General features: G+C 48.0%; 9 protein-coding genes. 1 reads left to right on the top strand and 8 read right to left on the bottom strand.

Features of this window, described 5'->3' with window-relative positions:
* Nucleotides 1-37: 37 nt before the first annotated feature.
* From B5G12_RS10035 to B5G12_RS10025, 3 genes are read right to left on the bottom strand one after another with little or no spacing between them, the layout of a single operon-like run.
* Nucleotides 38-1378 (bottom strand): DNA primase family protein, encoded by a 1341-nt coding sequence (locus B5G12_RS10035; protein ID WP_087324829.1) that lies wholly within the window; start codon nt 1376-1378, stop codon nt 38-40.
* The gene (locus B5G12_RS10030; RefSeq protein WP_087324828.1) at nt 1362-2936 is read right to left on the bottom strand and encodes a relaxase/mobilization nuclease domain-containing protein; all 1575 of its coding nucleotides are present in this window, start codon (nt 2934-2936) and stop codon (nt 1362-1364) included. Before B5G12_RS10030 ends, B5G12_RS10035 begins: the two co-directional genes overlap by 17 nt.
* Nucleotides 2899-3339 carry a plasmid mobilization protein gene (locus B5G12_RS10025; RefSeq protein WP_087324830.1) on the bottom strand — a complete coding sequence of 147 codons (441 nt, stop codon included), beginning with the start codon at nt 3337-3339 and terminating at the stop codon, nt 2899-2901. Before B5G12_RS10025 ends, B5G12_RS10030 begins: the two co-directional genes overlap by 38 nt.
* 275 nt (nt 3340-3614) lie before the next feature.
* On the opposite strand from B5G12_RS10025, the gene B5G12_RS14725 reads away from it, so the two are divergent.
* Complete coding sequence (locus B5G12_RS14725) at nt 3615-3782, top strand: hypothetical protein (protein WP_162614088.1); 168 nt, start codon at nt 3615-3617, stop codon at nt 3780-3782.
* A 335-nt stretch (nt 3783-4117) separates the two neighbouring features.
* Here the strand turns inward: B5G12_RS14725 and B5G12_RS10020 are convergent, their stop codons facing one another.
* Genes B5G12_RS10020 through B5G12_RS10000 form a run of 5 tightly spaced genes read right to left on the bottom strand, consistent with a single transcriptional unit; the run spans nt 4118 to nt 12565 of the window.
* On the bottom strand, nt 4118-5128 hold the full coding sequence (locus B5G12_RS10020) for an Abi family protein (protein ID WP_087324827.1): 1011 nt from the start codon (nt 5126-5128) through the stop codon (nt 4118-4120).
* Between the two features lie 6 nt (nt 5129-5134).
* Entirely contained in the window at nt 5135-6637 is a 1503-nt protein-coding gene (locus B5G12_RS10015) for a class I SAM-dependent DNA methyltransferase (protein WP_087324826.1), read from the bottom strand.
* Entirely contained in the window at nt 6634-8643 is a 2010-nt protein-coding gene (locus B5G12_RS10010; protein WP_087324825.1) for an AAA family ATPase, read from the bottom strand. The genes B5G12_RS10015 and B5G12_RS10010 overlap by 4 nt, the downstream gene beginning before the upstream one ends.
* On the bottom strand, nt 8633-9811 hold the full coding sequence (locus B5G12_RS10005; RefSeq protein ID WP_087324824.1) for a restriction endonuclease subunit S: 1179 nt from the start codon (nt 9809-9811) through the stop codon (nt 8633-8635). The genes B5G12_RS10010 and B5G12_RS10005 overlap by 11 nt, the downstream gene beginning before the upstream one ends.
* Before the next feature lie 15 nt (nt 9812-9826).
* Nucleotides 9827-12565 carry a type I restriction endonuclease subunit R gene (locus B5G12_RS10000; protein WP_087324823.1) on the bottom strand — a complete coding sequence of 913 codons (2739 nt, stop codon included), beginning with the start codon at nt 12563-12565 and terminating at the stop codon, nt 9827-9829.
* Nucleotides 12566-12649: the final 84 nt, after the last annotated feature.

Genomic DNA, 12649 nt, shown 5'->3' with positions numbered 1-12649 from the left:
CGCGTGGGGCGGGAAATTTTCACTTCCCGCCCCAATTTTATTCGAGGGCGCAATCAGGGCGGACATACACGCCCCGATAGCCCCGGTAGCCGCCCTCGATGTGCTTGGAAAAGCGGATATCATACCGGTCCGCGTTCTTGAAAAGATACTGACTGAACTTCTTTTGCGTCGTCGGCTTTTCCAGGTTGTCGGAGCACCACTTGTTGTAGGCACGGAACAGGTAGGTAGACCTGGCCGACTTCTCCGGGTCAAAGCGGACATACGAACTAGCCTGCATGAACTGGTCGAGGTGGCAGCCGTCCTCCATAGCGGCGGCAAGGTTCTGCTTGGCACGTTCGCTCAGAGTGAAACGGTACTGATTCACCAGAAGCTGCTTCAGCCCTTCCAGTGCCCAGAGCAGAATGCCGGGCAGTTCCTCCGACAGCTTGTCGATCAGGTAAGGGTCATCGGCCCGGCCTTCCGGCTTGTCCTTGACCGAGATCAAAATCTGCCGCCGCCAGAAGCCATCGCTGGTGTCGTGAGCGGCCACCAGATTGCCGTTGCCGAAGCAGAGCAGCCGGGCATAGAGCAGGCCCTGGGTGGCCTGCTTGCCCTTGCGTTCCACGCAGATGCGATCCTCGGCCGTGACGATGGACTTGATATTCCGTGTCTCGGGGAGAGCGGTCATGTTCAGGTCGTCGTCGATCATCACCAGCTTGTGTTCCAGATTGGCGCTGGCGAAGCGGTTGGTTTCCAGCCGAAGGACGGCCTCCATGTGGGCGGCCGGCCCGAGCAGTTTCTTCAAGAGCAGCCCGATGCGGGACTTGCCCTCGCCGCCCTTGCCGGTCAAGATCAGCATCTTCTGCGCCTTGGTGGAAGGGATGAGAAGATAGCCGATATATTCCTGCAAAGTCAAAATATCCTCGGAAATCAGCAGCTCGTCCAGAAATTTCAGCCATTGCATGGGAGGTGCGGCATCCGCCTGATACTCCACCGGGAGCCGGTTCAGACAGAGTTCCTTGTCTGAAACAAAACCACGCTCATCCAGATAATAGGTGCCGTTCTTGAGGTGGATACGGTCGAGCTGCGGCTTCCACTCCTCGCGGTATGCCTCGATCTTGAGGGCCTCCACCAAACGTTTGACCTTTTTGGCAACATCATTGCGGGCGTGATAGCGTATCTCCTGGTGAATCTCGTAGATGAGCTTATCCTCGTCCACTTCGCCATCCAGGTCAAATAAGGTCTGTTTCAGGCACATCAGGGGATGCTTTGCGAGGAAGTACTCGCAGAAGGCGGCCTCCAAAATTTTGCCTTTGTCATCCACCCAGGATGGACCTTCGTCTTCCTCCTCATCCTGCTCGTAGATTTCATCGCGGACATTCTCATTTGTCCAGCTCATGCAACCCTCCTCTCGTCATCTCGCGGCGGCTCTCTGCGCGGTGCAGGGCCTCCAGGTTTTGCTGTGCGGTGGAAAGGTCCAGCCAGGCTTTGTGCGCTTCGCGGTACTTTTGGTAGAACTGCGCCTTTTCGGAAATCAATTCCTCGCGCTCGGCTTTCAGCTGTTTCAGGTTGGGCAGTTTGGTGATTTTTTGAGCCTTGAAATAGGCGGCTGCCACCTGATAAGCTGTCAGCTCGGCGCGGTGTGTTTCCTGATACTCGGCGGGATTCCCGGCGTGCTTAGACTGCTGGGCGATCTTTCGGTTTTGGAGGTAGGCCGAAACGTGGCGGCTGAGTTCCCGGTTTTCGTCGATGCGGGTTTCCAGGTCTTTGACCACCTCGAGCGCTTCGCTGTACTGAGATTGAAGTTCGTCGATACGCTGCGCCAACTCGGCCTCGGTGCTTACGCCGTGCTCCGACAAAAGTGCCACCGACTTTGACAGCTGTTTCAGGTTGAACACCTTGGCCCAGCGCTCATAACCAACGCCTTTGCCTGCGGCCAGCTTGGCCTGAATATCGATCAGGCGGCTGACTTTATCAGGGTTCGGGTCAGCACGGTGGAGAGCAGCGGTTTTCTGGCGTTCGGCATTTTCGGCAAGAACCGCCAGAATGTTCTCCTTGGAAAAATCGTCGCCCAGTTTGCGGGAGGTGATGGGCTTGGTCCGGCCGGCGGTGCGGTAACTGAACCGGCCGCGGCTCTCAGTGAGAGCAATGCCATGCTCCTGCAAAAGCCAAGCGGAGAAGTCCTCAAGATTGGTCGCCTTTCGCAGAACGGAACGGATATTTTTGCGCAGGACGGCTTTCTCGGTTTCATATTTGCTTTGCCGGATGGGCAGGCCGGAAGCTGCGTCCTTTGCATTGGCATAGTCGAGGCGGCGTTGGCCGCGTCGCTGCGCCCAATACTCCCGTTCAGTGATGCGGTCGCCGGAACCTTTCAGCAGGTCGATCTGGTAGAGGCCGACGCTTTGGCAAAGCTCCATGACCTCGGCACGGAGGTGCCGCAGCATGGCCGCCGTACAGCGGTGCTTGCAGCCTTCCTGCCAGTCGCAGGGCTTCTCCATGTGGGACTGACGCTCGATGGTACGGATGCGCAAACTGCCAATCACGATGTGAACATGGATATTGCCCACTCCATTGTGGCCGTCCGGGTGGGCGCAGACAATGGCCGGATGGCCCGGAAAGTTTTCCTTGCAGAATTGCAGGCCCAGAGCTTGCGCCATTTCCAGGGTTAGACCATTGTCGGTTGCGTCCCGCGGGTCAAAGCTGATGATATAGTGATGTGTTTTGACATCGCTGGGTTGTGCATTTTTGCCGTATTTGCGGTTGGCTAATAGGCAGGCCATGGCAAAGGTGTTCTCCCCACATTCCAGCGTGTCCAGCAGATAATTTTCACGGAGTTTAGGCCGGCCGCGCTCATCCAGAATGGGCAAACCGGTGTACTCGTTATGCTGGAAGGTGAGGTAGCGTTCCGCCGCCGAGAGATCAGAGTTCTTCGAGCTTGTATGCTTGATGGTTGCCATACAGTTCTCCGATCGTTTTCTCGGCGTCCAGCCGAAACGATGTGAGGGCCGACAGTTCCGTCAAAAGCTGAGCGCGAAGCTGCTCTGTGTCCCGGCCGCCGGTGTTGAAGTGCCGGGCGAGCTGGTTGAGGTTGCCGCCGATTTTGCCGCATTGTCCCAGCAGGTCAGAGAGGATATTCAGAGCATCTTCTCCGCCGCCAGCAACAAGAACGGTGTGCTGGACAGGTTTCCCCAACAGAGATTGACGAATGAGGTTTGACATGCTGATGTTGAGCCGTTTGCAGCAGAGTTCAAGGGTGAGTTTTTCTTTTTCGGTCACGCGGAATTTGATGATGTGGGTGCGATTGTTGAGGTTGTCATTGTGAGTGGTCGGAAGAATTTTTTCGATGTTCTTGGCGAGTATCAGCCTCCAATCCTTTGGGCGGCGCTGTGAAAAAGCCGCACGGAAACGTAAGTCGAACGAGTGCAAACGGTTCAAAACAAAAGCAGGGTTTGGGGAAGGCACTCCCCAACAAGTACGACCGGTCAGTGAGACGCAATTTCAATTTTTGAAATTGCGGCCACAGGTCGATACTTGCCCTCTACCGCTTCGCTCAAAACACATTTCTGGTAATTGTTTCCGAATTGTTAAGACGAAAAAATAAGTAAAGGGTTCCTGCTCGTATATAGAATCGCCGGTTGACCCGAACGAAGTTCCTGCCCCTGTTTGTGCAGCGGCGTTGGCTGGAAAGCCAGTATCACGTTCGGACGGCTCATGAAATTTTCAAGGTGCAGCTTCCCGGAAAAGAAAAAGACCGCTCCGCAGCAGGCGAAGAATTTTGTCGGGGTAAAACGGCGGCAAAATGATCGGGTGTGTTGCGGGGCGGTAAATCTTTTCATGGAGAACAAACCCTCACTGTGTCGCATTTTACTACGAATCCAGTGGGATTTGTGACAGAGAGTATCACGGTTTGCAGAGTGCGTCAAGATGGTTTTGCAAATTTTATTACGATAAAGCGGCAGAAGTAAGACTTATGCTGCTGATTTGGTCTTAGAACAAGTAAGCATAAAACAAAAAGAGCACAGCCATTTATTGACTGTGCTCTTTCCAACATCCTGTACAAAAGAAAATGCAGGCGACGTCAGTGACGGCCCCTGCACAAAAGATAAATCTTTTTAATACCAAATATATTATATGCGTATCAAATCAGATTGTCAACAACTTTTTTCAAAAAATCAAAAGATGTTGCGACCAATTTATTTCCTGTTGGACCGTCAAAGTAGTCCATGTGCTTTTGCAAACGGCCATGAATCAGCTCTGATAGTTGCGCCATCCGCCGCTTTTTGACAGCAGGACTTACAATTTTTGTATAAGCAAACAGCAAACAGACGATCTCAAACATCGGGCGGCTTGTCAACTTGCTACGTCGTTCACCGGCTGAAATATTCTCAAAGGAGGCGACAAATGCCGAAACTTCAGGCGATGGCTTTGTCGTGCTCGTCCGAGAGAGCACATTCAGAAGGCAGTTATTATGTGCACAAGCGTTGCGCAGACTTTTGACCGGATTCAGAACACGTTGATTCATCAGCGGCTTGAACTGCGGGTTCCGCTCGGCATAAAAGCGGTACAATCGCAGAAATTCTCCGAAACCAATCAGCTCTTCCAGAACCCATACCGGGCAATCAACGGAATAGATTCGCGTTGCAAGATACGACCGTGCACCCTGAGCAGAGAATACTGAACAGACGCCAAAGTACTTTTCGATTAGTTCTCCAGTAAAAGATGCATCGGTTTTTCGTTCGATAGAAGATAAGATTTCCGGATTTTGTGCAAGAAAATTCCGGACAATCGCATAGCCGTCCTCGTCTGAATCAGCCTCCAGTTCGCGCAAAAGCGAGACTTTCAGATCGTGCTCTACATCAATACACATTTCCAGCAGGATTTCGCGCAGGTAGAAGTCCAATGTAGAAAGTTCCGTTAAATATGCAAATTCGAGATTGATGTACTTGCCTTCATTCGGACCGGCAATGTGCTTCGGATAGTTTTTGCGATAGGAAGCTGTCCGCAAATAATTGTTTCGCTGTGAAAAATATTCAACGGCCTGTTCTTCTGACATGATATTAAACTGGATTCCCTTTTCGTCCCGGAGCATCTGCACCAGTTCTACCGCTGTTTTCTTTGGTTTATTCCTGAAATTTTCGATCTTGCTCACATCCCATCAATCGTTCTTTTTCAGTTGACCCATCAATTCCTGAAAACTCTCCAGCGCGCTTTGCAGATTTTCAATAATATCTGCCGCAAGCTCATCCGGTTCGGGAAGATTATTCAAATCGGCAAGAGACTTATCCTTCAGCCAGAAAATATCAAGACTGGTTTTATCCCGTGCCAAAATCTCCTCTAAAGAGAATTTGCGCCAACGGCCCTCCGGGTTTTCAGGCGACCATGTTTCTGTACGCTCATGGCGGTTTTCCGGGTGGTAGCACTTGATAAAATCCTGCAAATCAGCGTCCGTCATCGGATGCTGACGCAGAGTGAAATGAACACTTGTGCGAAAATCGTAGATCCAGACTTCTTTCGTCTGGCGTTCCGGACTGGCGGGACGCTTATCAAAGAAGATCACGTTTGCCTTGACGCCCGGTTTATAGAAGATGCCGGTCGGCAGGCGCAGGATCGTGTGCAAGTCGGTCGTTTCCAGCAGCTTTTTTCGGATGATTTCTCCCGCACCACCCTCAAACAGTACGTTGTCCGGCACAACAACTGCAGCCTTTCCGGTGGGTTTGAGAATCGTATTGATATGCTGGATAAAGTTCAGTTGCTTGTTGGAGCTTGTCGTCCAGAAGTCCTGTCGGTTATAAACAAGGTCTTCTTTTTCTTCCTCCTCGGTTTCGTCTCCCTCGTTGGTAAAAGTAATCGAAGACTTCTTACCAAACGGCGGGTTCGTCAGCACATAATCCACGCGGTATCCGGGGTCCGACAACAGGGCATCCCCGCGCGTAACCGGAACTTTTCCATACAGGTCGCCGATGTTATGCAGATACAGATTCATCAGGCAGAGCTTGAACGTCGCAACCACAAGCTCTGTACCGTAAAACGTTTCGTTCTTCAAAAACTCTTTCTGAGGGCGATCAAGCGCATAGTTGTTTGGGTCTGCAAGGAATGCCTGTGCCGCAAGGAAAAAGCCGCCGCTGCCGCAGCAGGGGTCAGCAATGGTCTTATTGGGTTCCGGGCGCAGGCAGGCAACCATCGCCTTAATGAGCGGGCGAGGGGTAAAATACTGTCCTGCGCCGCTTTTTACGTCCTCTGCATTCTTTTGCAGCAATCCTTCGTAAATCTCGCCCTTCACATCAGAGGACATGGAGACCCATTTTTCCTTGTCTATCATCTGCACCACACGGTACAGGATGGAGACATTGCTGATTTTATTGACAGCGCCCTTGAAGATTTGTCCGAGGATGCCGCCTTCTTCGCCCAGCCGCTCCAGCGTAGCACGGTACTGGTTTTCCAGTTCCGCACCCTTGAGGGTGTTCATATCTGCCCACGAATATCCCTTTGGGATACCGGTTTCCCGCTTATAAGGCGGGCGGGAATATTCATCGGACATTTTCAAAAAGATCAGGTAAGTAAGCTGTTCGAGATAATCGCCGTATGATACGCCGTCATCCCGCAGCGGATTGCAAAGTCCCCATACTTTGGAGACGATATTGGTAGATTGTTCACTCATTCGGATTCCTCAAAAATAATCTTCCGTATTAATCTGAAAAGTTCTACAAAGTTTTCAAAAGAGAACGCATCAGGGTGTTGTTGTATATATTCTACAAATTTCATTTTTGGCAATGCAAGATTTGTAGAACAGGTTTCATCATCAAAACGAAAAACGCGTTCACCACTTGTTCCCTCGATTATTGAAATTTTATCAGGCCCGCACACACTCTTTTTTTCACAATAGATTTTAAGTTTATTGCATAGACCAATTTTATTGAACTCATTTCCTATATATAGGCGTCGCTTTACTCCGGAAATGTCTACTTCAGTTTTAATTTCATTGTCGCTATAATAATGTTCTATACAAATTTTAGGTGTACTTTGTCTAATTTCTGGAATCGGGAGCGTTAAAGAGTAGGTATTATTTCCCCAGCATTTAAATCCCTTTTCATTGTCGCCAAGTCTGTTATTTGTTTCAGAAACATCGCAATCCGCAATAAAAATATAGCATCGTTTGTGTGGGATTTTAGCAACATTTTCACACAGAGATCGAAGCGCAACATCGCCCATTTCAAGTTTTAAATCACCTGAATTGCTATTCTTTGGTTCATACTCCAAAAACTCAAACTTCAAATCAGAGAATATAGAAGAATACCGACTGTCATTTGACAAGACGGAGGCTGCTATTTTCATGTGTTTCCAATCTGTTGCTCCCTCGGTGATAATAAGAGGAACGCCGTCTGGCGGAATGGAGGATATAATACTTTGAATGTCTTCGTTAAATTTCCGAGTCTTTTTGAGATAATCATAAGCACGTAAAAACTCTGAATAACATTCGACATCAATTTTTTGTCCTTTAGGCATTTCGTATACATCAAAGGCATTCTCACCCAGTACTTCTTGCATTCCAAGTAGAAACAGAGGGGAATGTGATGTAATAATAAATTGAATTTTAGGGAACATCGCAACTAATTGCGGCAATACTTCCTTCTGTAATTTACTATGAAGATGAAGTTCAATTTCATCAATTACAACAATCCCTGTGATATCATCCAAACGAACGCTCTTTGTTATGTCATTGTTGTCCGCATAATGAACAATGGTAGCAAACATATTAAAAAGGGCACTTTGACCGGTTGACAGTGAGTCTAACGTAGGACAAATCACACGGTTTGTACTCTTATCTACAATGCGAAATCTTGCACCATTTAGGCTTCTGAGGTTCAAATGAAAATATACATCGTTTCCGAGTATTGTACTGAGTATTTTTTCCAAATTATCACGTGCTTGACGCATCAGTAAAAGATCATCAACGGAAATATGCGCCAATGACAATGAGCCTGCTTCACCGGTAATATCACCACGTGAATCAGCAATTACATCAAGCAGCCATTGTAAGTTCACATTTGATACATCATAAACTGAAATCGGATTTTCAAGGTGACCATTAAACCGCCCCTCAACTGTTGGATGCAAATACGAAGAAGTATTATAATAAGAGTTTCCAAGCCAAACAGGACATTCATATCTATCGGGTCCGAAATAGCAAATTACATTATTATCCCAAATGGATTCAACCTGATGGGATGATGCTTTCAAAAACTTTTCATTGCCCTCTTTTTTTCCGGAAATTGAACCTTCGCTAATATTATTTTGCTTTTTAATGTCATCCAAGGTGACTTTTCCTGATTTGAATATATAAACAGGAGCACTTTCTTCGCTCTCCGTTGAGGTGTACTGTAAAAGAGAGTACATATAGGAAGTGCCTTCATGAATTTCATTTGGCAAAATGGCCTTATAAAAATTGTACCCACCATTTTCTCTGAATGTAGTCACATTTGAAAAATGCTTCCTTGACATTTCGTAAAATGAATCAACGATATTGGACAAAATCGTTGATTTTCCGGTTCCATTTTCTCCAACAAGAATTACTGGTTTAGGATTTCCGTTGCTTGAAAATGAAAAATTGATTTTTACACTTTTAAGTGGGCCAACATTTTCATACGCTAGTTTTTCAAGATACATTGTTCTTCCTTTCAAATTTTTCCTCAAACGCCTGTTTCAAAATGCTCTGCCGAATTGCATCGGCTTGCGCAAGAGCGGCATCAACTGTTTTTTCGATGCTATCGCAAACAGAAAGTCTCTCTGCAATTTGATTTACAAGATGTTCCTGCTCTTTTAATTCAGGGACACAAATCGGTAAATTTGCATAGGCCGAAACATTCAGATGACCCTGTGCAGCTCCGCGCTCGTTCTTTTTAACAATAGCTCTTCCCATAGGAGAATTTGTGTACTGTGCCAGAAATTCTGGAATTATTTTTGCCGTATCTGGCACTGCGATAACAACATCGATTGCGTTATACCCATTATATTGTTCAGGGACAACTGCGGCCATACCCAAATTGGCACCTGAACGTGAAATCAATACATCGTTTGTATGAACTTCACTCCGCAAGTTCAATTCATGTCCATCTTTTGAGATTGTCACCCATTCGGTATCGTCAATATATCCTCTACGAACATTTGAATTACGAAAAGCTCGAACGCCATTTTCGGAAACATAATACTGCGTAGGCTTTATAACAATACCGACTTTTATATCTTTGCAGACATCTTTTATCCGACCCGCTTGCCTGGAAATCGAATCAAAAAAATCTTTCAACACTGCCTGCCGGTACACTGTCAGCTGCTCCTTTGTGGTCTTGAGCGTATCAATGGCTTTATCAAGCTCTGAAAAAAGCTCGTCGATTCGGGCAACGATTTTCAGCTGTTCTTTTATAGGCGGCACCGGAACATCAAGATTCTTTATTGTTTTCTGAGTTATAGCCTTGAATGTTGTTCCCGTTCCTTTTGAGGAAAGCTGTGATTCAAAATAACGAAAATAGTAAAGTAGGTATTTCAAATTCAATGAGCTGTCTGGGCGAATGGCCGCAAGGCCACGGCCAATACAAACTTTTCCGGGAGAGAGGTTAGTAGGCCCAACAGGTGCTCGAACCGAAAGCAAAATATCATTATACTGTGCAATCTTTGTCGGATTTGTGCAATAGACACGCGCATTTGGATAAAGTTCTCCAAAATCAGCTTTTCCCTGAAAGAACGGGATACCATCTCCCACAGTATTATAATATTTTGACTCTGGGGATTGTCCAGCAATTATCGTGGCACAATCCTGCAATTTTTTGACTGGATACATCAAATAGTATTCTCCTTACGCTACTAATTCCTCATTCATTTCGTCCAGAATCTCCTGATACTTTTCTCCAAACACCTCATAGAATCCGCCCAGACCGCCTTTGCTGTCGAACGGCGTGTATTCCAAATCCTTTGGCAGAATGCTCAGGGATGTGATGATATGCTCCTTGATGAGCCGCAGCCATTCCATCTGTTCTGCGGTGAAATGGACAGCACCGGTATTGCGGCGGAACGTCCATTGCTTGAAGTTGTAGTTCACCCGGTCAGAAAAAGGAGAAAGAACGTCCGCATACCCCAATTGGAAACGAATGAGCGAAATCAAGTCGGTGATCTGCACCAGCGTACCCTTTTTCACCTTATCTGGCCGTTTGATGGCATAGCAATCCCATAGACGCTCCACCGTAACACCTTTGGCACAGAGCTTCTGGTACAGTTCCGTCAGGCTTTTCAGAACCATCGGACGATTTTTATATTGCTCGTTGTAGATGATGCGCAGGGCCAGAATTTCATCCTTGTTTTCCTCAATAAAATCCTTGAAGGTCGAAATCACCCGGTCGGCATTTTCCTCCCGATTCGCAGAGTACCCGGCAAACAGAACTTTATCCAGATTGACGCTGTCGATGATCTGGTCGTGGCTGCGGCGGACATTCTCAATAAAGTCACGCACTTCCGGCTTCTGGAACGGCTCAACAGCCTGCTTGATCAGTTCTTTCTGCGCTTTGGCGTTTTGCTCCGGCGTGGGAGAGACTGTTCCGTTTTCAGCGCAGGCTTTGGCATGGATAATATCCTCATCAAAGGCGTTCAGCAAATTCTCAGCTACCTGCTCGGCTGACTTTCCAACCGTCTCCCGGAACTGCTTGTGTTCGCTCCGCTCCATTTTGCAGCTGAGACGAATCACACGGTTTGCAAGCGAGGTCAGCGTGTCCTCATCCCGTGCGCCAAGGGCGATGTTCATCATCAGTTCCTTCATGGAAACGGTAGGCTTCCGTTCCAGTGTGCGGGTCTCGGTCTTTTTGGATTCTGTTACACCCACTGCATCCACGATTACAAAATGATCTTTGTTTTCCGTGGCGGAAGGCGTTACTTTTTGCAGGTCGTCTTTGCTCAGAACACGCGTGCCTCGGCCTTTCATCTGCTCAAAGTAATTCCGGCTACGCACATCCCGCATAAAAAGCAGACATTCAATGGGCTTCACATCTGTTCCGGTGGCAATCATATCGACCGTGACAGCAATGCGAGGGTAATAATCGTTACGGAACGAGCTGAGGACAGCCTCTGCATTCTGCACACTGTATGTGATTTTCCGGCAGAAGTCGTTGCCCTCGCCAAACTCTTCCCGGACGATCTGCACGATATCGTCTGCATGGCTGTCTGTCTTGGCAAAAATCAAGGTCTTGGGCACTTCCTTGCGGTGCGGGAACAGCTCGGTATAAAGTTTTTCTTTGAACGTGCGAATCACTGCCCGAATCTGACTTGGATTCACGATATTTTTATCCAGCTGAGACTGGGTATAGAATACATCCTCGTCCATCTGTGCCCACCGCTTTTCGCGGGTCAGGCGATCGCGGTGCTCGATCATCTGCTTCATGATGAATGCACCGTTTTTCGTGACACTGGTTTCGATCAGATAGATGTCCTCGCCGACATTAACGCCATCCAGCACAGCTTGTTCCCGCGTATACTCACTGACTAAGTTTTGGTTGAAGTAGCCAATCGTCCGGGCGTCCGGCGTGGCAGTCAGACCGATGATAAACGCATCAAAATAGGACAGCACCTGACTCCAGACGTTATAAATGGAGCGGTGGCACTCGTCTACGATGATGCAATCAAAAAATTCTGGTGGAATTTTGGCATTGTACACAACTTCTTTGGGGACTTTGCTTTCTGCCGTGACATACTCTGCAAACGGTGTTTCTTCTGCCTTTTCGTCCAGTTCTTCACCTTTGAGGATAGAATACATCCGCTGGATCGTGCTAATGCAGATTTGCGCATCCGAAGAGATATAAGAGCTTTTCAGCCGTTGGACATTATACAACTCCGAGAAATTCCGTGGGTCGTCATTGGGCTTGTATGCCAGAAATTCACGTTCTGCCTGCTCTCCAAGGCTGCGCGTGTCCACAAGAAAGAGGATGTGATTCATTCTGCCGTATTTCAGCAGCCGGTACGCCGCCGTAATTGCCGTAAAGGTTTTTCCTGCGCCGGTCGCCATCTGCACCAGTGCATGCGGACGGTTATTTGCAAAGGAATCGTCCAGTCCATGAATCGCTTTAATCTGGCATTTCCGGAAACCGGTCTCATCCAGCGGCGGAAGCCGTTTCAGATTATTGCGAACCGTATCCGACTCGCCCAGCCACCGATTCAGTGTCTCCGGTCGATGGAATGAAAAGATTTCTCTGGAACGGTATTTAATATCGGCATAGTCGGTGAAACGCACCAGCTTGCTGGTCGCTTCATAGACAAACCGGACTCGGTATTCCTGTTTCACCCATTTGAAGCGGCTGTTTGCATATCGTCCGGACTGGCCCTCAACGCCGGTCAGAACCTCTCCTTTTTCATCTTTTTTTGCCTCAGCAACACCCACCGGCATTCCATCAACGAACAGTGCGTAATCCACAGGTCCAGTACTGGTCGGAAATTCGCACACTGCCACCCCAAGCGCAGCAGTCAGGTTCAGTGTTCTCATATTCTGAATGACCCAGCCGCTTTCCTGCAACTTTTTGTCAATTTGTTCCCGTGCTTTTGCTTCCGGAGTCATGATGCCGCACCTGCCTTACTTTAAAACAAACAATCACTGACCTTTCTATTTTACTAAGAAGGTGAGAATATTACAAGTCTCTTA

The sequence above is a fragment of the Faecalibacterium sp. An58 genome, from assembly GCF_002161515.1.
Taxonomy (GTDB): Bacteria; Bacillota; Clostridia; order Oscillospirales; family Ruminococcaceae; genus Faecalibacterium; species Faecalibacterium avium.
The sequence above is the reverse complement of the archived record's forward strand: the minus strand, read 5'-3'. Positions and strand labels throughout refer to the sequence as shown.